Annotated in this window: 21 protein-coding genes and 1 riboswitch; of the genes, 14 read left to right on the top strand and 7 right to left on the bottom strand. The window is 73.0% G+C overall.

What is annotated here, in order from left to right; all coding sequences use genetic code 11:
* Positions 1 to 7: 7 nt before the first annotated feature.
* Genes ACWD3I_RS14040 through ACWD3I_RS14030 form a run of 3 tightly spaced genes read right to left on the bottom strand, consistent with a single transcriptional unit; the run spans position 8 to position 2,792 of the window.
* Positions 8 to 778: an ABC transporter ATP-binding protein gene (locus ACWD3I_RS14040; protein WP_365407368.1), complete on the bottom strand. Its 771-nt coding sequence runs from the start codon at positions 776 to 778 to the stop codon at positions 8 to 10.
* Positions 775 to 1,788 (bottom strand): FecCD family ABC transporter permease, encoded by a 1,014-nt coding sequence (locus tag ACWD3I_RS14035; protein WP_365407365.1) that lies wholly within the window; start codon positions 1,786 to 1,788, stop codon positions 775 to 777. The genes ACWD3I_RS14040 and ACWD3I_RS14035 overlap by 4 nt, the downstream gene beginning before the upstream one ends.
* A complete protein-coding gene (locus tag ACWD3I_RS14030) occupies positions 1,785 to 2,792 on the bottom strand; it encodes an ABC transporter substrate-binding protein (RefSeq protein WP_365407362.1) in 1,008 nt (335 codons plus the stop codon). Before ACWD3I_RS14030 ends, ACWD3I_RS14035 begins: the two co-directional genes overlap by 4 nt.
* Before the next feature lie 84 nt (positions 2,793 to 2,876).
* Positions 2,877 to 3,036: riboswitch (cobalamin riboswitch) on the bottom strand.
* 149 nt (positions 3,037 to 3,185) lie between these two features.
* Between ACWD3I_RS14030 and ACWD3I_RS14025 the strand changes: the two genes are divergently transcribed.
* Positions 3,186 to 3,593, top strand: coding sequence for a CoA-binding protein (locus tag ACWD3I_RS14025; protein WP_365407359.1), 408 nt, complete (start codon positions 3,186 to 3,188; stop codon positions 3,591 to 3,593).
* 34 nt (positions 3,594 to 3,627) lie between these two features.
* Positions 3,628 to 4,536: a formylglycine-generating enzyme family protein gene (locus tag ACWD3I_RS14020; RefSeq protein ID WP_451084091.1), complete on the top strand. Its 909-nt coding sequence runs from the start codon at positions 3,628 to 3,630 to the stop codon at positions 4,534 to 4,536.
* Here the strand turns inward: ACWD3I_RS14020 and ACWD3I_RS14015 are convergent, their stop codons facing one another.
* From ACWD3I_RS14015 to ACWD3I_RS14000, 4 genes are read right to left on the bottom strand one after another with little or no spacing between them, the layout of a single operon-like run.
* Positions 4,537 to 5,115 carry a hypothetical protein gene (locus tag ACWD3I_RS14015; RefSeq protein ID WP_365407356.1) on the bottom strand — a complete coding sequence of 193 codons (579 nt, stop codon included), beginning with the start codon at positions 5,113 to 5,115 and terminating at the stop codon, positions 4,537 to 4,539.
* Positions 5,112 to 6,413, bottom strand: coding sequence for a hypothetical protein (locus ACWD3I_RS14010; RefSeq protein WP_365407353.1), 1,302 nt, complete (start codon positions 6,411 to 6,413; stop codon positions 5,112 to 5,114). Before ACWD3I_RS14010 ends, ACWD3I_RS14015 begins: the two co-directional genes overlap by 4 nt.
* A 9-nt stretch (positions 6,414 to 6,422) precedes the next feature.
* Positions 6,423 to 8,276 carry a hypothetical protein gene (locus ACWD3I_RS14005; RefSeq protein WP_365407350.1) on the bottom strand — a complete coding sequence of 618 codons (1,854 nt, stop codon included), beginning with the start codon at positions 8,274 to 8,276 and terminating at the stop codon, positions 6,423 to 6,425.
* Complete coding sequence (locus ACWD3I_RS14000; protein WP_365407347.1) at positions 8,273 to 10,396, bottom strand: hypothetical protein; 2,124 nt, start codon at positions 10,394 to 10,396, stop codon at positions 8,273 to 8,275. The genes ACWD3I_RS14005 and ACWD3I_RS14000 overlap by 4 nt, the downstream gene beginning before the upstream one ends.
* Before the next feature lie 204 nt (positions 10,397 to 10,600).
* On the opposite strand from ACWD3I_RS14000, the gene ACWD3I_RS13995 reads away from it, so the two are divergent.
* The 12 genes from ACWD3I_RS13995 to ACWD3I_RS13940 all read left to right on the top strand — a co-directional run bounded on the left by ACWD3I_RS13995 (position 10,601) and on the right by ACWD3I_RS13940 (position 23,437).
* Complete coding sequence (locus tag ACWD3I_RS13995) at positions 10,601 to 11,494, top strand: effector-associated domain EAD1-containing protein (protein WP_365407344.1); 894 nt, start codon at positions 10,601 to 10,603, stop codon at positions 11,492 to 11,494.
* A complete protein-coding gene (locus tag ACWD3I_RS13990; protein ID WP_365407341.1) occupies positions 11,491 to 12,237 on the top strand; it encodes a hypothetical protein in 747 nt (248 codons plus the stop codon). Before ACWD3I_RS13995 ends, ACWD3I_RS13990 begins: the two co-directional genes overlap by 4 nt.
* On the top strand, positions 12,234 to 13,325 hold the full coding sequence (locus ACWD3I_RS13985) for a HesA/MoeB/ThiF family protein (protein WP_365407338.1): 1,092 nt from the start codon (positions 12,234 to 12,236) through the stop codon (positions 13,323 to 13,325). The genes ACWD3I_RS13990 and ACWD3I_RS13985 overlap by 4 nt, the downstream gene beginning before the upstream one ends.
* Positions 13,322 to 14,773, top strand: a complete 1,452-nt coding sequence (locus ACWD3I_RS13980) for an effector-associated domain EAD1-containing protein (RefSeq protein WP_365407335.1) — start codon at positions 13,322 to 13,324, stop codon at positions 14,771 to 14,773. Before ACWD3I_RS13985 ends, ACWD3I_RS13980 begins: the two co-directional genes overlap by 4 nt.
* Complete coding sequence (locus ACWD3I_RS13975) at positions 14,763 to 15,794, top strand: JAB N-terminal domain-containing protein (RefSeq protein ID WP_365407332.1); 1,032 nt, start codon at positions 14,763 to 14,765, stop codon at positions 15,792 to 15,794. The genes ACWD3I_RS13980 and ACWD3I_RS13975 overlap by 11 nt, the downstream gene beginning before the upstream one ends.
* Positions 15,742 to 16,644, top strand: a complete 903-nt coding sequence (locus tag ACWD3I_RS13970; RefSeq protein WP_365407329.1) for a hypothetical protein — start codon at positions 15,742 to 15,744, stop codon at positions 16,642 to 16,644. Before ACWD3I_RS13975 ends, ACWD3I_RS13970 begins: the two co-directional genes overlap by 53 nt.
* On the top strand, positions 16,641 to 18,500 hold the full coding sequence (locus tag ACWD3I_RS13965) for an ATP-binding protein (protein ID WP_365407326.1): 1,860 nt from the start codon (positions 16,641 to 16,643) through the stop codon (positions 18,498 to 18,500). Before ACWD3I_RS13970 ends, ACWD3I_RS13965 begins: the two co-directional genes overlap by 4 nt.
* Complete coding sequence (locus ACWD3I_RS13960) at positions 18,497 to 19,648, top strand: AAA family ATPase (RefSeq protein ID WP_365407323.1); 1,152 nt, start codon at positions 18,497 to 18,499, stop codon at positions 19,646 to 19,648. The genes ACWD3I_RS13965 and ACWD3I_RS13960 overlap by 4 nt, the downstream gene beginning before the upstream one ends.
* 61 nt (positions 19,649 to 19,709) lie before the next feature.
* Positions 19,710 to 20,516: a hypothetical protein gene (locus ACWD3I_RS13955; protein WP_365407319.1), complete on the top strand. Its 807-nt coding sequence runs from the start codon at positions 19,710 to 19,712 to the stop codon at positions 20,514 to 20,516.
* Positions 20,517 to 20,519: 3 nt separating this feature from the next.
* Positions 20,520 to 20,798, top strand: coding sequence for a hypothetical protein (locus ACWD3I_RS13950; RefSeq protein ID WP_365407316.1), 279 nt, complete (start codon positions 20,520 to 20,522; stop codon positions 20,796 to 20,798).
* Entirely contained in the window at positions 20,795 to 21,727 is a 933-nt protein-coding gene (locus ACWD3I_RS13945) for a soluble NSF attachment family protein (protein WP_365407313.1), read from the top strand. Before ACWD3I_RS13950 ends, ACWD3I_RS13945 begins: the two co-directional genes overlap by 4 nt.
* A 3-nt stretch (positions 21,728 to 21,730) precedes the next feature.
* On the top strand, positions 21,731 to 23,437 hold the full coding sequence (locus ACWD3I_RS13940) for a hypothetical protein (RefSeq protein ID WP_365407310.1): 1,707 nt from the start codon (positions 21,731 to 21,733) through the stop codon (positions 23,435 to 23,437).
* Positions 23,438 to 23,467 lie beyond the last annotated feature (30 nt).

Below are 23,467 nucleotides of genomic sequence, written 5' to 3'. Positions count from 1 at the left end.
CAGGCGTTCAGAGCAGCGTCCCCAGGAACCGTACGTGCGGCCGTCCGTCCGCTCCCTCCCTGCTCACGGCCGCCCGCACGCCGTACACCTCGGCGATGAGCTCCTCCGTCAGCACGTCCCCGGGCGCACCGCGGGAGTGCACGCGGCCGGCGTGCAGGACGACGACGTGGTCGCAGTACATCGCCGCGAGGTTGAGGTCGTGCAGGGCGACGACGGTGGTGACGGGGAGCCCGGCGACCAGGTCCAGCAGGTCCAGCTGGTGGTGGATGTCGAGGTGGTTGGTGGGTTCGTCGAGGAGGAGTTCGCGGGGTTCCTGGGCGAGGGCACGGGCGATCTGCACCCGCTGGCGTTCGCCGCCGGACAGGGTGTGCCAGGGCTGGTGGACGCGTTCGGTGAGGCCGGTGCGTTCCAGGGCCGCGCGTACGGCCTTCTCGTCCTGCTCGGTCGCAGGCGTCCAGGCGCGGCGATGCGGGACGCGACCCAGTCGTACGACGTCGAGGACTGTCAACTCGACCTGGGTGTCCGCCTGTTGTTCGACCACGGCGAGTCGTCGGGCGACCTCGCGCCGGGGCAGGCCGGACAGGAGAGCGCCGTCCAGGGTCACCACCCCTGCCGTCGGTGCAAGCAACCCCGCGAGCAGCCGCAGCAGGGTGGACTTGCCGGAGCCGTTGGGGCCCAACAGCCCGACGACGGAGCACGGTTCGGGGGCGAGGGTGACGCCGTCGAGGATGAGATGGCCGTCGGTCGTACGGCCGACACGGTCCGCGCGCAGGCTCATCGCACCTTCCTCGTCCGGTAGAGCACCGCCACGAACGCCGGCACTCCGATCAGTGACGTCACCACACCCACCGGCACCTCCTGCGGGTCGAGCGCGGTGCGGGCCAGGGTGTCCACCCACACCAGGAACACCGCCCCGGCCAGCGCGGACAGCGGCAGCAGCCGGGCGTGGCCCGCGCCGACGAGGGCGCGCACGGCGTGCGGCAGGACGAGGCCGACGAAGCCGATCGCCCCGGCGGAGCTGACCAGCACGGCCGTGAGCAGGGCCGTGACGCACAGGAGGACCAGCCTCGTCCGCGCGACGGCCACCCCGAGCGCGGCCGCCGCGTCCTGGCCGAAGGCGAAGGCGTCGAGGGTACGGGCGTACGTCAGACACACCCCCAGTGCGAGGGCGAGCACGGCCGCGCACACCCATACGTCGGTCCAGCCCGCGCCGCTGAGCGAGCCGAGGAGCCAGAAGAGGACGCCCCGGGTGGTCTCGGCGTCGGCCGCGGTCAGCACGATGAACGAGGTCAGCGCGGAGAAGAGCTGCATGGCGGCGACGCCGGCCAGGACGACCCGGTCGGTGCTGCCGCCGAGGGTGTGGCTGAGGAACAGCACCAGCGCGAAGGAGACCAGGGCGCCCACGAACGCCCCCGTCGGCACGGACACCGCGCCCGCGCCGACACCGAGGACGACCACCGCGACGGCCCCCGTCGAGGCGCCCGAGGACACGCCGAGGACGAACGGGTCGGCGAGCGGGTTGCGCAGCAGCGACTGCATCACCGCACCGCACACGGCGAGTCCGGCCCCGCACACCGCCGCGAGGAGGGTGCGGGGCAGCCGGAGCTGCCAGACGATGCCGTCCCGGATGGGCGTCAACTCCGAGGTGCCGACGCCGAGATGGGCGATGACGGTGGACCACACGTCCTGGACCCGGATGTCCGCCGGGCCGATGGTGATCGCCACGGCGACGGAGGCGACCAGCAGGAAGGCCCCCGCCACCCCGAGGGCAAGAGGCCGTGCGGTCACTTGGCGAGCCCGGACTCGCGGAGTCCGGCCGCGACCTTCTCCACGCCCTCGATGGTGCGGATGGTCGGGTTCATGGCCTGTCCGCTGAGCAGCACGTACCGCTTGTGCCTGACGGCGGCCATGTTCCTGGTGACCGGGTTCGACTCCAGGAACGCGATCTTCCTGTCGGCCGACTCGGCGGTCTGGGACTTGCGGGTGAGGTCGCCGATGACGAGGACGTCGGGGTCACGGTCGGCGACGGTCTCCCAGTTGATCTGGGGCCACTCCTCGTGCGTGTCGTCGAAGACGTTCTTCGCGCCCAGGGTCCGGGTGATAATGCCGGGTGCGCCGCAACAGCCCGCCATGTAGGGCGACTCGGAGTTGGCGAACCAGTACAGGAGGGTCACGTCCGAGGCGTCGAGGCCCGAAGTGGCCTTCCGCATCCGTTCCTTGAGCGAGGCGACCAGCTTCTCGCCGCGTTCCTCGACCCCGAACACCTTGGCCAGGTCCCGGACTTCGCCGTAGACGGCGTCGATGCCGAGAGCCTTGCTCCGCGACCCGTCGCCGCCGCTGTCGTTGTCCTTGCCTGCGCAGTCGGACGGGGAGACGTAGGTGGGGACGCCGAGCTTGTCGAACTGTTCGCGGGTGGCGACGCCGCCCTTGCCGAGGGTGGAGACGAAGGAGGCGGCGACGAAGTCGGGTTCGGCCTCCAGGACCCGCTCGTAGGAAGGGGCGTTGTCGGCGATCCGCGCCACCTTCGCGTTGGCCTTCTCCAGTCCCTTCAGCACGGGGTCGGTCCAGGTCGCCGTGCCCGCCATGCGGTCGGCGAGACCGAGGGAGAGCATGATCTCGGTGGTGCCCTGGTTGAGGGAGACGGCCCGCTTCGGGGGCGAAGCGACGCTGACGGTGTGGCCGCAGTTCTTCAGGGTGACGGCGGGCTTGGCATCGGTCGAGTCGGCGTCGGAGCAGGCGGTCAGGAGCAGGGTTCCTGCCACGAGCAGGGTGGCAGAACGCGCGTGCGGCACGGGAGTCGGTCCTCAGTCGTCGAGGGCTCGAACGCGGAGCCCGGTCGTACGGTGCTCCCCCGCCGCAGGTCGGCCGCGGGGGCCGCCAGCAGGTCTTCGGACTCGGGTTCCGCCGGGCCGGGGCGCCTTCCCGGACGTCGTACGACATCCAGTGGCGAAAGGCCCCGCCCGTCACCCTCACCGCTGCGCGTCAGCTCCGGATTCGCACCGGATTCCCTGACCCACGTCCATGGGTTCGACTGGCCTCGGCAAGCTATCACGGCGGTGCGTACCCTTTTCGAACGGCTGTGCCGGACCGGAGGGAGACCGGTCCGGCGCTCTGCGGGAATCGACGAGCCGCGTCCGCTGTTGTCGCGCACATCAGCCCTGGCAGGACTTCCGAGGAGGCCGAGCGTGTACGGCGACCCAGCAACGATCCGCAAGATCCTCACCGAGAGCGGCGACACCTGGGCGATCGTGGGCCTGTCGTCGAACCAGCGGCGCGCGGCCTACGGCGTCGCGGACGTGCTGCAGCGGTACGGCAAGCGCATCGTGCCTGTGCATCCCAAGGCGGAGACGGTCCACGGCGAGCAGGGCTACCCCTCGCTGGAGGCGATCCCCTTCGACGTCGACGTCGTGGACGTGTTCGTCAACAGCGACCTCGCCGGTGCCGTCGCCGACGAGGCCGTCGCGAAGGGCGCCGGGGCCGTCTGGTACCAGCTCGGAGTGATCGACGAGGCCGCCTACGAGCGCACCCGGGCCGCCGGTCTGGAGATGGTCATGGACCGCTGCCCCGCCATCGAGATCCCCCGGCTCGGCTGACCGGCCGCACAGGAACGTCGCCTAGCCTCGCGCCATGCACGAGTCGCCGTCACCCGCCCGCTGCTGCATGCCGTCGGGAGGCGGCCCGAGCGAGGAGCCGCGGGTCGTACCGCCGTCACGGGCTCCCCGGGGTCCGGACGATGGCATGGTGGCGCTGCCCGGTGGCGAGTTCCTGATGGGCGCGCAGGACGCGGAGGGGTTCCCCGCCGACGGGGAGGGTCCGGTGCGGGCGGTGCGGGTCGAACCCTTCCGGATCGACGCGTGCGCGGTGACCAATGAGCAGTACGCCGGGTTCGTCGCCGACACCGGGTACGCCACCGATGCCGAGCGCCTGGGATGGTCGTACGTCTTCGCCGGCTTCCTGCCCGCCACGCTCCGCCGCGGCGCCCCGCGACCCGAGGACACGCCCTGGTGGTGCGGGGTCGAGGGAGCGCTCTGGAACCGGCCTGAGGGGCCCGGCAGTTCGGTCGAGGACCGGGCGGACCATCCGGTCGTCCATGTGTCGTGGCACGACGCGGCGTCCTACGCGGCCTGGGCGGGCAAGCGGCTGCCCACGGAGGCGGAATGGGAGTACGCGGCCCGCGGCGGTCTGGAGCAGAAGCGGTATCCCTGGGGCGACGAACTCGACCCCGACGGCACGTACCGCTGCAACATCTGGCGGGGCGCCTTCCCCACCAGGAACACCGCCGCCGACGGATATCGCGGCACGGCTCCGGTGGACGCCTTCGAACCGAACGGGTTCGGGCTCCACAACGTGTCCGGCAACGTATGGGAATGGTGCGCCGACCGGTGGAGCCGTGAACACGCCGCCCGGGTCATCCGCGGTGGCTCGTACATGTGCCACAAGTCCTACTGCAACCGCTACCGGGTGGCCGCGCGCAGCGCCAACACCCCTGACAGCTCCAGTGGGCACACGGGTTTCCGTTGCGCACGGAGGTCCTGACTACCCCTGACCCTCGCACGCGTTGATGTAGTACAGCTCGATCTCCACCCGGTCCGCCGAACCCCCGGACCAGAACGGCCGCGTACCGACGTTCCCCCCGCAGAACGCCTGCGGGCGCCCTGACTTGAGGATGCGGTTCACGTCCTCCGCGAGGTCCGTCGCCGCCCCCAGCTGGGCCTGCGGGGCCACTCCGAAGGTGATGACCATGCCGATGCGGCGGCCGTCGGCGCTCTTGCGGATCTCCTTGTCCAGGGCCGCGACGACCTTCTTGCGGTCGGCCGCGTTCAGGGTGCCCCTGCCGGAGGCGCGCCCGGTCGCCCCGGAGGAAAGGGACACGGTGAAGGTGTGCCGCTGGGGGTCGAGTCCGAGTGGGCCCTTGGCGGTTCGGGAGGGGGACGGCGAGGCGGCCGAGGGTGACGCGGACGGCTTCGGCTTCTTGCCGGTGCCCGACGCCTCGTCCGTGCCGTCCGACGCCACCATGCCGAGCACGACGAGGAACAGCACCAGGAACAGGTCCGCGAAGAGCCAGCCCGCGAGGTGGCGCGGGGCGACGCCGGTGCCCGTCGGGCGCCTCCTCATCCCTGGTCCTGCCCGTACCAGTCGTCACCGGGGCGGCGGGGCGGCGGTGTCCCGGCCCCGCCGTCCGGCCGGGGGGTCTCGGACGGGGGCTGCGCGCCGCCGCCATGGCCGTTCCCCCGTCCTCCGTTGTGGGAGCCGTTCGCCATGCCGTCGGAGTTCGACATCGGCAGCGGGCCATAGCCGACCGGCCGGTCGTTCTGGAGCAGGGCGAGCACCCGTTCCAGGGCGTCCATGTAGGAGTACATCCGCTCGCTGTTGTCGCTCAGGAGCTGCATGGCCACGCCGACCTTGCGGGTGGTCTCCGAGACCTCGTCGGCGACCGTGGCGTGCACCCGGTTGGCCTCCTGGGAGCTGCCGGCCGCCTTGCGCAGTTCGGCGAGCAGCCGGGTGAGGGACTCCCGGGTCGCCGTCTCGTCGGCGCGCAGCTCCTCGCGCATCCGGGCGAAGTCGCGCAACAGCTGGTGCGGCACGGTCAGGGAGCGGCCCATCGCGCCCAACTCGCCCGCCGACTCGGTCCACTTGTCGATCGCGGTGACGAACCTGCTCTCCGGGCCGGGCTCGAAGATCCTCTCCATCCGGTCGGCGCTGTCCGCCATGGTGCGGGAGAGTTCGGCGGTGCTGCGGGTGATGTCCCGTGCGATGCCGACGAGTTGGCCCGCGGGCACGGCCTGCGCCTCCAGGACCGCGTACTTGGCGAGCTCCATGGTGAGGAGGGCCAGCTGCCCGGCGACCTGTCCGCGCAGCCGTTCGCGGGAGGCGTCGCGCTCGGTGGCCCATTCGAGGCGTTGCAGCCACAGGGTCGCGAGGACCACCCCGCCGATGAGCAGGACGACGAGCAGTACCGCGGTACCGCCGAGCCCCGAGGACCACAGCGTCAGGAAGTTGGTGCCCTTCGGCGCGTCCTCGAAGTCCCGGAACGCGAACCACAGGGACAGCCACGTCAGCACGATCGGCAGGAAGACCGCCACGTCCCGGAACGTGGACACGACGGCTATCCGCCCGCTGCTGCTCGACGGCTCGTCCGGCACCAGTGTGTCGGGTGGATAGGCGTGCAGCAGGTTGACGCCGGACAGGGCGCGCCCGCCGGCCCGGGCGTCGTCGGCGATCCAGGTCAGTACGGTGCGCCCCGTGCTGCCCTCGGGGCACTCGTCGGCCAGCTCCGCCAGTCGGTCGGCGGCCGTCCGTAACGAGTCCGCGGGCTCGGGGGCCGGCGGCGCGGGCTCCGGAGCGGGAGCATCGGGCAAGGACTCCGGGACGGGGGGCACGGACTGGTGCCGGGCGGGTTTCCTGCTGGCCAAAACCTCTCCTCAGTACCAGGGGTCGCGGCGGGACGAATCGCGGCCGTGCCCGTCGTCGGGCCGGGCGGGCAGATGCTCCCGGAAGTACTGCTGGACGACGGCGGCGAAGACGGTGTCCTGGGCCTTGCCCCGGCGGCAGCTGTCCGCCAGCGCCTGGAGCAGATACGGCGACGGCGTGCGGCCCGCCGCGTCCAGGACGTCCAGCACCTCGCGCTGGCCCACCGACTCGCCCACCGTGCACAGCAGAAGGAGCCGGTACAGATGTACCGCCCGCCAGGGGCTCTGGGGCGCCATCCGGTCCACCGCCTCGGCGAGGAACCCCGTGCGGCGCAGCACGTCGAAGGGGTCGCGGCGTTCCCGGCCGGAGTCGCGGCGCCGGGTGCAGTTCTCCAGCAGGGTGCGGGCCTGGTCCGGTGCGATCCGGCTGATCCGGTCGACCTCGCTGAGCAGGTCGGCCATCGCGAAGCGCTCCACCATCACCCTCATCAGGTCGTCCAGCGCCGTCCGGGAGACACCGATCTCCTGGGCGGTCCGCAGCAGGGGCAGCACGTCGAAGCTGGCGCGCCGGTGCGCGGCGCGCTCCATCCGTTCGTTCAGCACGCGCAGCACCACCTGGTCCTCGGGCGGCCGCACGGCTAGCTCGCGCACCAGGTCGGGGGCGCCGCCGTGGGCGGCCGCGTCGAGGCAGCGGTGCAGTGCCCAGGTGTGGATCTCCGGCCTCAGGTGCCGGTAGGACCCGGCTTCGAGGGTGTCCTTCCGCCACAGGGCCACCAGATGGGCCAGCTGACCGTCGGTCAGGCGGTCCAGTTCCAGCTGCACCCGCGGCAGTGAGGTCGGGCTGCGCAGATACGCGTCCTCCTTCTGCGACAGGTCGCCGCGCGGGGCGGCCTCCAGCAGACTCGTGACGTCGCTCATCAGTCCGGGGGCCACCTGGTGTCCGGCCGCCCAGTCGAGGATCTGCGCGGAGGTACCCAGCGGCTGCGCGGGCGCCAGCCGGGTCAGCGCGTCCGCGCCGCGCCGCCGGTGGAAGGCGACCAGCCGCGCGGCCTGGTCGCGCAAGGGGCCGCCGGGTCCCGCGGCGGCTTCGGCGTCGATGCGGCGCCGCGCCGACTGGAGCGTGCCGGCGCTGTCACGTCGTACGAAGACGAACTGGGGCAGGTCCTTGGCCCCGTCGTTCTCCTCGCGGGTGGCGAAGCTCCAGCTGCCGGCGACGACCCGGCCCAGCAGCCCGGCCAGGACGTGGATGACGACCTCGCCGTCCACGGGCGAGCCGAGCACGGTCAGGGGCGCTCCGGGCTCCTCCATCAGCGCCTCGGCGAGCCGGAGGAGGAACTCGTCGGAGAGCTCGGCGGCGGCCGTGTCGAGGGCGTCGAGGAGCCGCTTCTCCTCCAGGAGCAGCCGACGGACCAGGTCCAGGGGGACGCGCTGCGGTGGTTCCGAGGCGTTCTCCCGCGGTGCCTTCCCGTCGAGGAGGGCGTCCTGGCGGACCTGCGGGGGCAGCCAGTCGTCCCAGTCGCTGCGGCACGCGGCGAGCGCGAGGTGGAGGTCGATCCCGGCGGCCGGGCCGGTCAGGACATGGGTGAGGGTGGAGCCGGCGCGGCCGTGCGGGTCGCGCACCGGGAGCTTGCGCAGGACGGCCGCCTCGGGGCCGTAGCGCAGGTAGACGAAGCCGGGAGCGGTGTCCCCGGGGTGCTCCTGGGTGGCCCACACCATGTTCTCTATACGGCTGTTCCAGCGCAGCAGCGCTTCGCGGTCGAGGGAGGTGGTGACCGGGCCGACGTCGCCGCGTCCGGTCAGGGAGCGCTCGGACCAGCGGTAGACGGTGATGTCGGCGCGCGGACCGCCGTGCGGGGGCGGGCTCATGTGCCGTGGCCCCCTCCGCGCAGCAGGGCGTCCGCGGCCGGTCCGGTCATGACGCCCTTCATCGCGAACAGCGCCAACAGCGGTCGTAGCACCCGGTGTTGGCGGAACAGCGTCTCGTCGAAGCGGCGCGCGGCCGCCCGGTCGCCCTGCTCGCGGGGTCCGGTGCCGGTGGCGGAGGCGAGGTGCAGGGTGGAGCCCAGGCATTCGCCGGCGAGTTGCAGCCAGTCGCCGCCCCCGCGGGCGGCGAGGAAGGCGTACACGTCCTCGCTCTCCTGCTGGACGGTGCTCAGGTCGCCTTCGGCGTCCGGCTTCTCGTGCAGCCAGTCGTCGATCTCCTTGTATCCGCGAAAGCGCAGCAGATCGCTCTTGGTCACGGCCAGCGCGCACGGCACCGGCAGGAAGGGGACGGCCGGGTCGGCCTGCTGGCGCAGCCGCTGGCGGACGTGCTCGAACGCCGGGTCGCGACCGGTCGCCCCGCCGTGCGAGGTCAGTCCGGGGACGCGGGTGGGATCGACGACGCACAGCAGGGCGCTGAGCCGGTTGAGGAAGTCCGCCTCCCGGCCGGGGCGTTCCAGCCGGCCGCCGGCCACGTCGAAGAAGATCACGCTGTGCGATCTGCCGGAGTGCTCGTCGGTGACGACGAGGCCGGTGGCGTAGCGCAGTTCGGGCCGGTCGGCGGTGGCCCGGAGTTCCTCGCGGCGGTCGATGAAGGGCGCGACGACCTCGTTGAGGTAGTGGTGGTAGCGCTGGGGGTCCAGGGCCTCGACCCGCAGCCCGTACCGCCGCATGACGGTGGTCTTGCGGGCCTGGTCGATGATGGCGGCGAGCAGGTGGGACTTGCCGGTGGAGGAGGCGCCGACCAGCCCGATGCGTACCGGCTCGGTGCCGAACATCGGGTAGCGGTCCGGGAGTTCGTGCTGCGGTACGTCGTCGTTGCCCGGGCAGACCACATAGGTGCGGGCGAGCTGGGCGTTGCGCTCGGCCTCCGAGTGGACGGGCAGATCCCGCTCGGGCACCATCTCGCCGGACGCGTCGAGGACCACCCGCTCGGCCGTGTCCCAGTTCAGCGCTCTCAGGCACATCGGGCATTCGACGGCGCCGAGGGCGAGGAGCGGGCGGTCCGGCAGGATCCGCAGCCGCTGTCCCACCCGGCGCCACCACGCCGGTGGCCCTGCGGTGGCGGTGCTGTGCCGCTTGGCCCGCAGGTTCCCGGCGCCGGCCCCCTGCCGGGCGCGCAGGGCGCGGAACTCCTCGCGGGCGTGGGCCTCGCGCGCTCGCTCCCGCTCCGCGAGCGGCCGCTCCAGCAGTCCTTGCGGGGCGTCGCCTTCGGCCAGCCGGCGGGCCAGCTCGCGGGCGGGCGGGGTCACCGTGGAGCCCAGCGGGAACGCCGAGCGGAGCAGGTCCTGGAGCCAGTCCTCGTGGCCCTGCGCGACGAGGTTGTGGACGCGGGGGTTCGAAATGCCGCGCGGCAGGGTCTCGCCGGTGGCCATCCAGAACGCCACCAGCGCGGCACTGAGTACGTCCTGGTCGGCGGCGGCGAGCACACCGGGCCGGAAGCCGGGCGCGTCCCAGTCGGTCACCGGCCGGTCGGGCAGTGGCTCGGTGGCGTACACCGCGCCCTCCAGTCCGGCGAGTTGGAGTCCCTCGGCCTCGTCCCACCACAGGTGTTCGGGGCTGATCCGGCCGTGCACGAGCCGCGCCTTGTGCAGCGCGGCGACGGCCTCGAACAGGTCCTGCACGACGGTGCGCAGCCTCGGTCCGTGCAGCCGGTCCGGGGAGGCGAAGTCGGCCAGGCGTTCGCCGCGGCAGTCGAGGATCAGCTTGTGGGGGCGCTCGGAGTGGTCGTAGGCGAGGACGTGGGCGAGCTGGCGGGGCACCTGCGGGCCGTGGAAGTCGACCACGCTGCCGGAGAGTTCGGCGTGGCGGCGCATCTGCCGCTCGGCGTCGGGCCCTATCGCCTCCTGCACCATGACCGGATGCCGGCCGGGCATCCTGCGGTAGCGCCGCACCCGGAAGGGAGGCAGCTCGAACCGGGCGCGTTCCCCCGTCTCCGCCTCGAGGTCGAAGACCGCCTCTTCTCCGTCTCCGGAACCGGGCCGTCGCCCCCGGAACTCCACCACCCCCGCGTCTCCTCCCCGTTGAACCGCGTGGAAGACCAACTATCACAGAACGTTGCCCGGTCGGGCCCTGCTTCAGGCAGAGCATCTGAATGAGTGCACTTGCCCTCCACACCTTCCTGACGGCTGATCAACTTCGGTTGGCAGAAGCCAAGTCGGAGATCGCGCCCGGCCGGTACAGTCGAGGCACGACGGGAGGGGGCGCCCATGGCGGCACTGACGGCTGTGCAGTTGCACCGCGACGGGGTGCTGCGTGTCGTCGCCACTCTCTACGACGATGCCACTGAGGCCAAACAGCTCCTGTACCGCCTGGGCGCGGACCCGTCGCGGCTGCCGCCGTTCGGCGGCGCCCAGGCGCCGCTCAGCACCTGGTTCGCGGTCTGCCGGATGATCGAGAACGGGGCCTTCCGGTTCACCCTGGAGGACCTGCTCGAGGAAGCCGCCCAGGACTATCCGGGCAACCAGGTCCTGCGCTCGGTGACGACCGGTCCCGGTGCCCCACCGGACGAATCGGCCCTCCTCGCCCCGCCGGACGAACTCACGGTCCTCTGCCTGCTCGCGGGGCCGAAGGAGGCGTCACGGCTCCAACTGCGCCTGGAATACCGCACCATCGAGGAGGCCGCCCGCCGGGGCAGCCGACGCGCCCTCGACATCCGGCTGTCGGCGGCGACCCGGCGCCAGGACGTGATCCCGGCGCTCACCGAACACAAGCCGGACGTCCTGCACTTCGGCGGGCACGGTGCGCCGAGCGGCCATCTGCTCCTCGAGGAGGACGACGGCTCGGTCGCCCCCGTCGGCGCCGAGGCCCTCGCCGCGGTCCTGGACGCCGTGGGCGGAGTGACCGTGGTCGTGCTCAACGCCTGTCATCTGGGCCGCTATGCGGAGGTGCTCGCCCCGCACGCGCAGGAGGTCATCGGCTCCCCGGAGCGGCTCGCGGACCAGGACGCGCTGGCCTTCTGCCGGGACTACTACGCGGCGCTGGCCCTCGGTGCGTCCTGGGAGGGCGCCTTCGACCGGGGCCGGGCGGGCGTCGGCCTGGGCCCGCGCGGGCTGCCGGACCTGCGGCGCGCGGTGCGAGCCCGGGAGGGCGACACGGTATGACGGACCCGCGGCCCCGCACCGTGAGCGTGCACGTCCCCCAGGGCGTGAACGTGGCCGAGCGGCGCCGCCGCAGCCAGGAACGGGAGCGCGCGCAGACACAGGCGGAGACGGTCGGCGGACCGAGCGCGGCGGCGTACGACTTCCTGCTCGGCCAGGCGGGCGGGAGCCGCGAGTCGGACGCCCTGCCGGGCTGGGACGACGACGAGCCCGGCGAGGAGGTCTCCGTCGTCACCTCGCAGCTGCTGCGCAAACTCGGCTCGGCGGGGACCACCTGCCCCGTCTGCCACCACTCCTTCCGGCTGGGCGAGCAGATCTCCATCGAGCGGGCGGAAACCGGCCCAGGGGTCGTGCTCAAGCATCGCAGCCGACTGCTCGACTGCCTCAACCCCGAGGCCGGCGCGCAGACCACCGCGACGGCCGCGCTGTTCCACTCGGGGCTCGACGAGGCCAACCCGCCGCCACCGGAGCTGTCCACCGTACGGCTGCAGGGCGACCACCCCCTGCTGCGGCTCCATCCCGGTCCGGGCGACGGGGCGCCCACCCGCCACCGGTGCTGGGTGTGCGGCCACACCTTCCGCCCGGACGAGGTGGTCATCCACTGCACCTGCTCGCCGCACGCGCCGACCTGCGCCAGCGCCGTCCACCGGGACCCCGACCACGGCCTGGTCTGCTACGACGACTGGAAGGCGCAGCATCCGGGGGTCCCTTGTCTGATGCTCAACTCCCTGCGGGACACCCGGTGACCGGGGACCGGTTCGCGCGGCACGCCCTGATCCCCGGCTGGGACCAGAAGCGGCTCGCCGGGGCGACGGTCGTACTGGCAGGCGCCGGGGCGCTGGGCAACACGGTGGCTCAGACGCTCGCCCTGTCCGGTCTGGGCCGCTTGGTGGTGTGCGACCCGGACACGGTCGCCGTCAGCAACCTCAGCCGCTGCCCGCTGTTCCGCGCGACGGACGTGGGCCGGCCCAAGGCGCAGGTCCTCGCGGAGGCACTGGCGGATCTGGCCCCCGACACCGTGGTGGACGCACGCGAGGCGCCCCATGTCTCGGGTGCCGGGCTGGCCGAACTGCGCGCGGCCGACCTGGTGGTGGGCGCGCTGGACAGCCGGGCGGCCCGGATCGCGCTGGCCGGGCGGTGCACGCTCGCCGGGACGGGCATGCTCGACGGCGGCACGCACGCGTGGGGCGGCGAGGTCTCCTGGTTCCCGCCCGGCGGACGCTGCTGGGCATGCGGCCTCGGGCCCGCCGAGCGGGCGGTGCAGGACGACCCCTGGTCGTGCGCGGCACCCGATCCGGCCGGTGCGGTGGGCGCCTCGGCCCCGGTGTCCGCGCTCGTCGGCACCTGGCTGGCCGACTTCGCCGTACGACTGCTGCTCGGGCTGTCCGTGCCGGACGCGCCGCTGCGGATCGACGCCGCCGGTCTCGCCGTACCGCTGTCCGGGACCGCCCCGCACGACCGGCCCGACCCCGACTGCCCGCTGCACGAGCGGCTGCCCGACGAGGTCCCGGTGCTGCCGCTGGACCACGGGGCCACGGTGGCCGAGCTCTTGGACCACGTGGACATGCGCGAAGAGCCTCTCACCTGGGCAGGATTCAGCAGGCCGGTGCGGCGGCGGGCGGCGGTGCCCGCCGTCACCTCCCGGCTGCGGTCCGCGCCCGCCTCGGCGCGGCTGAGCGCACTGGGGGTGGCGCCGCGCGAAGTGCTGCCCGTGGCCCGGCGGGACGGATCGGGGCTGCGATACGTCGAGTTGGCCGCGAGCGCGGGTGAACCGGTGGGTGCACCCGGCGAGTCGGCCCAGGAACACCGCGCGACAACGGAGGGTGCCCGGTGAGGGACGAGCTGTACAACGAGCTGGAGCGGGTGATCAACCCCCGGGAGGGCGAGATCATCCTGCGGACCATCGGGTTCCCGGAGAGCCGGCTACCGTCGGTGGACGCGACCTCGCGGGTCTACTGGTCCGAGGCGCGCCGCCTGATCGACGCGGGCGTGCTCGTGGAGGGCGAGGCCCAACTGGCCCGCGCGGTGCACAACGAGTACCCGGGCAACGCCCTGTTCCGGGCCTCGGTCGAGGCGCTGGAGCCGGTCACCGAGCCGCCGACGCCGCCCCGTGCGGTACCGCATGCCGCGTCCGTCGGCCAGGCGAGCCCGCCCGGTGCGGAGACTTATCCCACGCTGGTCTTCGTGTGCACCACGCACCACGCCGACTTCATCGAGGAGGTCCGCGACTTCGACGCCCGCGCCGAGCTGTTCTTCGTCAGTCAGGGCGAGGAGGCCCAGGTCGGACAGATCGCGATGTCGCTGACCTACGAACTGACGGACAGTCAGATCGACGAGCTGCGCGGGCGGTTGGTCGACGCGGGCGCCCCGACGGACCTGGAGCTCCTCCAGGAGGTCTACGACCACCGCCCCTATCTGCTGGAGGCGCTGCGGGTCAACGGCCCCGACCAGCAGCCGTACGACCTGGCGGGTGTGCCGTCGATCACGCCGGTGCGGGACATCGCCGCCGCCGTGCTGGCCCACTACGAGGGCCGGATGGGGCGCCGCCCGCGTACCGTCGTCGACCACCAGCAGCCGGACGGCAGCTTCCGCCGACTCGACCCGGCGCAGTCCCTGCACGAAGCGGGGGTGCGCGAGGGCGAGACCCTCAACGTCTATCCCGAAGCCACCGCCGGCAACGCCCAGTTGCGGATGCAGGCGATCATCCGGGTCCGCGAGGAGATGCAGCGCTACGCGGACCAGCACGCGGACTTCGAGATCGTCGACACGGACGACCCGGAGTTCCCCACCGACTACGAGATCCGCTTCAAGGGATCCGGTCTGCGCCTCCCCGACCAGCGGAGCGCGAACACCTTCCCGCGCCCCGAGCGCCAGGACCGGCACAACGCGCTGATCCTGCTGGGTCCGGACTTCCCGCTGGTCGCCCCGGCCGTCTTCTGGCTGAGCCCGATCTTCCATCCGAACATCAAGGGGCCCGATCCTCAGTACCCCCAGGCCGAAGGGGCCGTGTGCCTGGGCGTGCTGGCCCACTCCTGGCGTCCGGCCCTGGACTTCGGCCAACTGTGCCAGATGCTCGTGGACATGGCTGGGTATCGTAACTACGAGATCACGGACAGTTTCAACCCGATCGCGGCGTATTGGGCCCAGACCGAGGAGGGTGCGGCCATGATCGAGGCCATCGGGGGCAAGCCGCCGGTGGCGGCCCCGCCTCCCGTGGACGGCGCGCTGCGCGTCGGCGCCCTGCGGATAAGGCCCACGGACGGGGTGGCCGATGGCACTTGACGTCGAGCTGTTCCAGGGCGAGTCACGGCAGCTGGTGCACACCGCACCGCTGATCTCGCTGCTGAAGCCGGCCTTCGCGGCGGAGACGGCAGGCTTCAAGGGCAGCGCCCGCTTCGTGCTGATGCTGCGCAACGACCCGGGCCCCGACACCTACGAGGGAGAGGACCCTCACCTCACCAATCTCCGTGCCGACTTCGGGTACATCCATGTCAAGATCCACATGGAGGGACGCGTGGTCCACCAGAAGCCCTACTCCGTGAACAGTCTCGTCGGCCCGGTCCTGGCCCGGCTGGCCCGCGGACTCGCCCCCGAGGAGCGCCGGTGGGCGTTCCGTATCGCTGGGCTGCCCTCGGCCGAGGACGACGAGTCGGCTCAGCGGCTGCCCCCGGTGGTGGACGGCACGGACGACATCGACACCTCCCGCTCCACCCGGCTGGCGTTCGGCATCCGTCCGGCGGCCGAGCCCCAGATCCCCCTGCTCGACCTGGCCGAGTACGGGGTCGAACTCACCGACACCGAGGCTCCGGTGACCGTGCTGCTCGGCGCCGGGGTGCGGCGGCGGCTGATGGAGATGGAGCTGTCGACCGAGATCGAGGAGGGCGGGTTCCTGGTCGGGCGGGCCTTCCGGCGGGCGGACGTACCGGAGTTGCACGCGGTGATCGTCGACGAGGTGCTGCCGGCCGAGCACTCGGGGGCCTCGCTGATGCACTTCACGTTCACCGGCGACTCGTTCGGCGCGATGAACCGGACCCTCGGTGACCGGCAGCTGGTCGGCTGGTACCACACCCACCTGTTCCAGACCGAACGCACCATCGGCCTCTCACGCACCGACATCGACCTGCACCGGGACACCTTCCGACGCCCCTGGCAGGTGGCCGCCCTCATCAACCTCACCTCGCGCAGGCGGGTGCTGACCTGCTACGCCTCCTCCGACGACTGGATGGCCCCCTGTCCGATCCGGAACCTCGATGACGACGCTGACAAGCACCGTAGTACGCATCCTTCACTGGGCCATCACTGAGCCGGCGCCCGGCGGCACACCCGCGCCGCCCCCGACCGCCTCGGCCCGGCCGCACGAGAGCGCGGACGATCCCGTCGTCCTCCTGGAGCGGCTGGCCCGGGTCACCGCGGCCCGGCTGCACCTGTCGGACCCGCCCCTCGGCGACCGCGGGCCGACAGGCCTGGAGCCGCTGATGGTCGCCGCCGCACTGGCCCTGAGGGACGACCCGCCGACCGCCCGGCAGGCGGTGTTCGGGGTAACCGGATCCGGCACCGTACGCGACCTGATGTGCCGTCACGGCCTGGTGGGGCGTGTGCTGTCGGCGACGCCGGTCGACGCCGAGCTGCGCGCGGAGCTGCTGCGCGCCTCCCCCGTCACCGCGCTCTTCGACCTTCCCCCGCCGGACATGCGGGAGCAGTGCGGGCAGCTCCTCGACCGGTTCCTCGACCACCCCGAGGGCCGGCGCACGGCGGTCGACGCCCTCGCGGCGCCACCGTCCTCGCCCGAGACCGCACGCCATCGCGCGGCGCTGCTGCGCCGGTTCCGCTTCACCCCGGGGGAGAGAACAGTCGTGTACGAGGTGTACGAGACGGCGTTGCTGCACCACGGTGAGTACTACCACCGACTCACGGACGACATCCGGGAGTTGGCGCGCGGCAACCCGGCCCGGCTGCTGGAGGACGACTCGCGCGGACAGTGGGCGCGGTCGACGCTCGACTGGTGGGAACCCCTGGCCGTCATGGCCCGACGGCACCCCGAGGAGCTGCGCCGCCGCAGGATGCTCCAGGGGCACCGCGTGGGCGTGGCACTGCACCGTGTCTACGGCCGGGTACGGGAGTTCGAGGGACTGCGCGAGGTGCTGGACCGATGACCCGACCCCTGCGCCTGGCCACCGCGGACCACGGCGGCCGGATGGACCTCCTCGGCGCCCCGGGCGACCGCTCACTGCGGGAGGTGCTGGCCTCGTGCGAGGTGTGGCTCCTCGACCCGCTGGACGCGGAGCTGCTGGAGCGGCCCTGGTCGGAGTTCGGTCCGGACGTCTGGCTGCGGACCGAACTCGCCCCGGAGACAGCGCTGTTCGCGCCGCCGGGGGTACCGTCGCTCGTCAAGGACGAACCGCCACCGGCGGCCCCGGGGGTCGAGTCCCCCGCCGGCCCCGAACCGGCCGCCCACCCGGAGAAGATCACCGACGCCGAGGCCGTCCGGCTCGCCTACTACCCGCACATCGAGGCCGTCGCCTCCCTGCTGCGCAGCGGTCTGCCCGTCCTCGTCATCAGCGAGAAGCTGGTCGTGACCCATCTGTGGGAGGAGATGGTCACCCTCGCCGAGTGTCGCGGCGTCCGCCTCGACGACGACTCCTCCGAGGACGGTGGCGGCCGCCCCTCCGACGATCCGGTCGCGGACATGTCCGGCGCGTCGATGAACACCCGCCAGCGGCGACTGGCCCGGCTCCGCGCCCAACTGGAGGAGTTGAAGGAGGGCGACGTCATCGTCCTCACCCATCTCGACCTGCTGGCCGGCAGCGCAGACCTCGGCCGGCACGCCGAGGCCCGTGAGCTGGTCGAGCTGCTGTACGCCTTCCCGGACCAGCTGGTCCTGGCCTTCGCCGACCCGACCCTGCCACTGCCGGACGTGCTGGCCGAGCGGTTCAGCGCCCGGGTGACCCTCAGCGGTCTGCCGCCGAAGGTCAGGACACCGGAGCACGAGGAGAGCCTGCTGGGGGTCGCCCTGGTGACCCGGGAGGAGGCCGGGACCTTCGAGGGGTTCCAGCCGCGCGAGTTCTACAAGCACGTGGCCGGCATGAACCCCGTACGGCTGCGGCAGGCCATGCGGTACGCCCACGAGCGGCACCGCCAGCGGGAGAGCCGGGCCACGCTCCAGGACCTGCGGGAGACCCTGCTGACCTTCAAGGCGCAGCAGTCCTCCCACTTCGAGGTGCCCAATGTGACGCTGGACGACATCGGCGGCTACGAGGAGGTCAAGGACGAGATCCGGCGGACCCTCGCCATCATCAGCGGAGCCCAGAGCCTGCCGGACGACATGGAGGAGGTGCGCGGCGAACTCGTCCCGCGCGGCATCATCTTCTACGGCCCGCCCGGCACCGGTAAGACCCTGTTCGCCAAGGCCATCGCCAACGGCATGAACGCCACCATCCAGGTGGTGTCGGGGCCCGAGGTCACCGACATGTACGTCGGTGAGAGCGAGCGCAAGGTGCGGGAGATCTTCGCGTCGGCGCGGCGCAGCGCACCCTCCGTCATCGTCTTCGACGAGATCGACGCGATCACGATGGAACGCAGCAGCCGCCCTGACGGCGGCACCCGGGCCGGCAACAGCGTGGTCGCGCAGATCCTCACCGAGATGGACGGTTTCCGGCCCGAGGTGCCGATGCTGGTGATCGGCACCACCAACCGCATCGACATCATCGACAAGGCGCTGCTGCGGCCGAGCCGGTTCCGCTCGATCGCCATCTCGCTGCCCGACGTCACAGCGCGCCGGGCGATCCTGCGCCACCACGCCGGCCGCTATCACGTCTCTCTGGACGACGAGGTCCTGGAACTGATCGCCGAGGCCACCGCGGGCCGCAACGGCGACGAACTGCGCTCGCTCATGCGGGACGCGTTCGTCGGCCGCCACATGCACGGCATCGAACCGGACGCGCGCCGGCTGGGCTGGCTGGTGGGCCGCCTCCAGCAGGGGCGCCTGGAAATGATCTCGGAGCGCCGATGACCACCGTCACCACCACCTGGAGCGACGAGGACCTCTCGGCCGTACGGCGGCTCAAGGCGCTCGGCCGCAGTGTGGAGCAGCACTTCGTGGGGCGTCGGCTCGCTCTGGATCTGCTGGAGGTCGCGGTGATCGCGCATGAGCACGTGCTGTTGCTCGGCCCTCCCGGTACCGGCAAGACGGACCTGGTCAGCCGGTTCGCCGCGGGCCTGGGCGGCCGTCCCTTCGTCCGGCTGCTGACCCGCTTCACCGAACCGGCCGAGCTGTTCGGGCCGGTGGACGTGCCCGCCTTCCAGAGCGGCGCGCAGTACCGGTTCCGCACCGAGGGCATGCTGCCCACGGCACAGGTCGCCTTTCTCGACGAGATCTTCCAGAGCGGCAGCCCGATCCTCAACACCCTGCTGACGGTGATGAACGAGCGGGTCTTCCACAACGGCCACGACATCGAGTCCGTCCCGCTCATCACCCTCGTCGGCGCCGCCAACAGCCTGCCGCAGGACCCGTCGCTGCTGGCCTTCGCCGACCGGTTCCTGCTGCGGCTGACGATCCCGCCGGTGGCCGGGGACCGGCTGGACGAGCTGCTGGCGAAGGGGGCCGCACGTGGCACCCCGGCCGAAGGCGACGGGCACAGCTGGATCGACCCCGCCGCGCTGGGCCGTCTGGGCCGTCAGCTGGCGCACGCCGATCTGAGCGCGGTCACCCCCGAGTACGCCGAGCTGGTCCGTGAACTCCTGGGCCAGGGCGTGACGTTGTCGGACCGCCGGATCATCCGCGGACAGCGCCTGGTGGCGGCCGCCGCCCTGCGTGCCGAGCGGGTGCGGGCCGAACCCGCCGACCTGTGGCCGCTGGAGCACTTCTGGTCCGACCCGGCGCACGCCACGGTGGTGCGGGAGGCGGTGCGGCGCCGCACCGGCCGGCCGGGCGAGGACCCCGACGAGCCGGCCCGCACCATGCGGCGTCTGGTCTCCGAGGCCCGGATCGTCAGCCGCCAGGTCGACGCCGGTTCGCCGCCCGCCGCGGTCGAGCGGGTGCTGCGGCAACTCAACGCTTTGAGACTGGAGTTGAGGCGTGCGGTTCCCGGCAACAGAGAGGGCGAAGGGGAGGTCGCGCGTATCATTGACGAGACTCTGAAATTGCTGGACCAGGGCTGACGCACACCGAAGGGCGCGCTCCGAGCGCGCCCCGCTGCGGAATGAGGGGGACACCAGCTACATGTGCAATCCGCGCAGGGTCCGTGTCGAGGCCACCCGGGACGTCGTCGAGGCGTGGGAACTCGCCCTGGAACGCCGCGCCAGCGCGAGCGACTCCGTGGTCAGCGAGCTGGAGGTGCGCCATCCCTTCGGAGGCACTCTGGGACAGGCCACCCGCCTGGTCTTCGAGCGCACGCTCGCCACGGCCGACGACTGGCATGTGGAACAGGGCGGCCATGTGCTGACCCTGCCGGACGGTCAGGTCCGCTACGACCCCGGTACCGGCGAACTCGTCGTCACCGCACGCCTCGAGGACTCGGTGACCGCCGAGGGCCGCGCCTCCGAGACCCTGCGGGGCGCGGTGCGGGAGCAGGCCACCGGCAGCGCCGAAGGGCGGTACTACGCCGACGGGTTCGCCGGGCGGACCCGTGAGGTGGCCGAGCGCGAGGCGCAGGTGGCGGCCGAGGCCGACGCGGTACAGCGGGCCCGAGAGCTGGCCGGCCGGCTGCGGATGCAGGCGGACCGGGAGTCGGCGACGGCCGCCGCCGCCGCGCAGGCACGGCTGCAGGAGGCCGCCGACGCCGACGCGCGGACCCGGCTGGCCGAGGAGCGGGAACGGGTCCGCTCCGACCTCGACACCCGCAACCGGGAACGCATCACCGCACTCGGCCGGGACGGACTGCGCGCGGTCAACGGTGTCCTGGCCATCGCCTATCAGAGGGCCCTTCTCGACTTCGCCCGGCAGCACGGCGCGACCGGCGTCCGGCAGCAGGAGTCCGAGGACGGTATCGACATCGAGTTCGAGCTCGATCTCGGGATGGAGAACTGACCGATGCGGGTGCGTGTGCGGTTCCGGTTCAACACGGAGACCGGAGAGGTCGAGCTGTTCCAGGTGGACGACATCGGCTCCGGCTCCGGCCCCGAGCACGATGCCGAGCACGATCGGATCAGTGCCGAACTGGGGCAGGTCCTGGCCCGCAGACCCGATGTCGAGGAGGTCTCGCCGTTCGAGGAGCCGCCGCGGTGGCGGCACGGCCCGCAGCCGACGGCGGGGTCGCGGTCCGAGGACGAGGAGACCGAGGCGGCCCCGGGTGAACAGGAGAGATCATGAGCTCGCGCACGCGGCTGCTGCTCAAGGCCGCGCGCTGCTACTCCGAGGCCCAGGCCCACACCGAGGCCGCCCGCTGCTACGACCTCCTCGGCTGGCAGTGGTCGGCGGCCGACGCCTACCAGCGGGCGGGCGACCTGGAGCACGCGGCCCGCACCTACCGCCAGGCCGGGCACCCGGAACAGGCGGCCCGCTGCTACCGCCTCCTGGGCCGGCCCGAACTCGCCGCCCGCTGCTGGCAGGAGCGGGGCCGCCGCCTGGAGGCCGCCTGGGAACTGCTCCTCGCCGGTGAGATCACCCCGGCCCGGCAGCTACTGGCCGGCACCGACGCCGTCGGCAAGGGCCCGCAGCAGCTGCGCCTCGAACTCGCCCGCGCCCTCGCCGACCGCCTCGGCGGCGGCCCCGCCGGCCCGCTGCTCGGCCTCTTCCCCCGTATCGAGGCCCGACTGCCCACCCTGGCCGCCCGCACGGAGCGCCGGCTGATGCTGGGCTGGGGCGTGGAGGCCGCGGACCGCGTCGAGCGGTTCGACTGGGGCGCGCGGCTGTTCCGCGCGGCGTACGACGGCCAGGGCGGCGGCGACGTACTGAACCGCTGGCGAGAGTGGGCCACGGACCACCTCGGCTCCGCGGCCTGGCTCCCGACGGAACCCGCCGCCGGTGCGGACGCCGACCGGGCAGAAGGCCGAGCCACGCACCACCTCGCTGCCGCAGCCCGGCCGCCGTCGGAACCCTCCGCCGAAGCCGACACCGCGCGAGCGGAAGGCCGGACCGCGAACCGCGTCGATGTCATGGCCGGGCAGCCGTCCGAACCGCCCGCGCAGACGGACACCGGCTCGGCGCGAGACCGGACCACAAGCCGCCTCGTCCCCACGACCCGACCGCCGCTGGGACCGCCCGCGGAGCAAGGCACCGGCCGCGCGGAGGGCCCCTGACCGATGGACCGCCCCGAGAGCCCGCTGCGTCGGCTGCTCAACCGCATCAGCTCGGAGAACGGCACCGCCGGCGCCCCGCCGACCCCGCTCGTGGCCCGGCCGGCGGCCCGTGGTGCGCCCCCGCCGACGCCGCCCGCCCATCCACCGCGCCAGTCGGGCGGTGGCTCCGACCACGGCATCCGCTTCAGCGTGCGTCCGGCACGCCCCAGGGACGAGGACGGGCCGGCACCGGTGCCGCCCGTGCCGTACTCGCCGCCCCCGACCGTCGACTGGCGGGTCGCCGGCCGCTTCCCCGCCGCGCACCGGGTCCTCGGCGCGATCGAGGCGCTGCGGAGCGCGGGGGCCGCGGAGTGGAGCTGCCACGCGGAGCCCGGTGGCGGGGCGGTCTGGCTGCTCAGCGTCATCGGCCCGGCCGTAGGCGCGGAACTGCTGACCCTGCACGGCGCGCAGGCCCTGCCGGTCCTCTCGCACGGTGCCCTCGCGGGCGGCCCGGGGCAGCTGTCCGACGTGCTGGCCTGGCCCCGGCTCGACGTGGTGGACCTGGTCTCCCGGCTGCCGCTCGCCGCGCCCGCCACCACGGCCCACCGCACGCTCCATGTGCTCGCCGCCCCGCAGTTGCTCCCCTCGGTGGTCCGCCAGGCGCTCGCCTTCGGCATAGAGGTGTCGACGCTCGCCGTCCGCGTGCGTTCCCTGGAGGGGACGGACCCGACGGAACGGGAGACGACGCTGCTGTCCCTGGAGGGCCCCGACGCGGTCCCGCACGCCCTGACCGTGTCCCTGTCGGCGCTGCCCAGGACCGTGGTCTGCCGCCCGGTCGCGTCCTGCGAGCGGCTGCTGCTGGACGTACGGCTGCGCCCTCGGGTGTCCGACGCGCTGCTGTACTCCCCGGTGCCCGAAGGGGAGTTGTGGCTCGTCGGTGACTGCGAGGAGTGGCCTCCGCTGCGGCTGGAGCCGCTCGGCCCGCCCGCCCCGGTACCGGCGGAACTGGTGGGGATCCTCCCCGAACCACCCGAACCCACCCGGGAGTTGCCGGGCGGCGCGCGGGACCCCTCGGTGGAGGTGCGGGTCGTGGCGGACGCGGGCGCCGGGACCACGGTGGACGCGGTGCTGCTGCACGACGACGAACTCCCTCTGCTGCGCCGCTACTTGCCGGGCCGCCCACTGGGCGAGGCCGGGTTCCTGCTGCCCGGCCCCGGCTGCCATCTGCTCCTCGAACCGGCGGGCCTTGCCCGGGATCTGCCCTTCGGCGTACCGCTGCGCCGACTCGGCCCCGGCAGCCTGTTCCTGGAGTCCGGCCACACCCTGGCACCCCCGCTGCCGCCGTCGGCCCGCGCCCGCCTCTTCGCCCTGGACGGCACGTCGGCGGTGGTCTGCTGGCACGGCGGCCGACACCGTTTCCCCCTGACCCCGATGGTCCCCGTCTGGACCCTGTGGACCCCACCGGACCCGGTGGAGGTGTCCAGCGGCCTCTCCAAGGCAGGCCGTGAACTCCTGGACGCCCTGGAGGTATTGGCCGGCACGAACACCCCGCCCCACCCCACCGACCCGACCGCCCCCCACGACCGCGGCGAGGCGCTGGAACGCGCCACCCGCCTGCGCGCCCTGGGCGACCACGAGGGCGCGGCCGAGGCGTACCGTTCCGCGGGGGATCTGCTGGAGGCGGCCCGGCTGTACGAACAGGCGGCGCTGGACGTGGCGGAGGAACAGTGACGACGACGGCGCCGACAAGCCACGTCCGCA

This window comes from Streptomyces sp. NPDC002817 (assembly GCF_053592055.1).
Note: the sequence above shows the minus strand (reverse complement) of the source record. Positions and strands in the feature narration are given on the sequence as shown.

Excerpts from the sequence above, each read along its gene's own strand:
- ACWD3I_RS13940 (WP_365407310.1), top strand. The coding sequence starts at position 21,731 with ATGGACCGCCCCGAGAGCCCGCTGCGTCGGCTGCTCAACCGCATCAGC.
- ACWD3I_RS14005 (WP_365407350.1), bottom strand. The coding sequence starts at position 8,276 with ATGAGCCCGCCCCCGCACGGCGGTCCGCGCGCCGACATCACCGTCTAC.
- ACWD3I_RS14015 (WP_365407356.1), bottom strand. The coding sequence starts at position 5,115 with ATGAGGAGGCGCCCGACGGGCACCGGCGTCGCCCCGCGCCACCTCGCG.
- ACWD3I_RS13945 (WP_365407313.1), top strand. The coding sequence starts at position 20,795 with ATGAGCTCGCGCACGCGGCTGCTGCTCAAGGCCGCGCGCTGCTACTCC.
- ACWD3I_RS13960 (WP_365407323.1), top strand. The coding sequence starts at position 18,497 with ATGACCACCGTCACCACCACCTGGAGCGACGAGGACCTCTCGGCCGTA.
- ACWD3I_RS13955 (WP_365407319.1), top strand. The coding sequence starts at position 19,710 with ATGTGCAATCCGCGCAGGGTCCGTGTCGAGGCCACCCGGGACGTCGTC.
- ACWD3I_RS13970 (WP_365407329.1), top strand. The coding sequence starts at position 15,742 with ATGACGACGCTGACAAGCACCGTAGTACGCATCCTTCACTGGGCCATC.
- ACWD3I_RS13990 (WP_365407341.1), top strand. The coding sequence starts at position 11,491 with ATGACGGACCCGCGGCCCCGCACCGTGAGCGTGCACGTCCCCCAGGGC.
- ACWD3I_RS13995 (WP_365407344.1), top strand. The coding sequence starts at position 10,601 with ATGGCGGCACTGACGGCTGTGCAGTTGCACCGCGACGGGGTGCTGCGT.
- ACWD3I_RS14020 (WP_451084091.1), top strand. The coding sequence starts at position 3,628 with ATGCACGAGTCGCCGTCACCCGCCCGCTGCTGCATGCCGTCGGGAGGC.
- ACWD3I_RS13965 (WP_365407326.1), top strand. The coding sequence starts at position 16,641 with ATGACCCGACCCCTGCGCCTGGCCACCGCGGACCACGGCGGCCGGATG.
- ACWD3I_RS13950 (WP_365407316.1), top strand. The coding sequence starts at position 20,520 with ATGCGGGTGCGTGTGCGGTTCCGGTTCAACACGGAGACCGGAGAGGTC.
- ACWD3I_RS14040 (WP_365407368.1), bottom strand. The coding sequence starts at position 778 with ATGAGCCTGCGCGCGGACCGTGTCGGCCGTACGACCGACGGCCATCTC.
- ACWD3I_RS13975 (WP_365407332.1), top strand. The coding sequence starts at position 14,763 with ATGGCACTTGACGTCGAGCTGTTCCAGGGCGAGTCACGGCAGCTGGTG.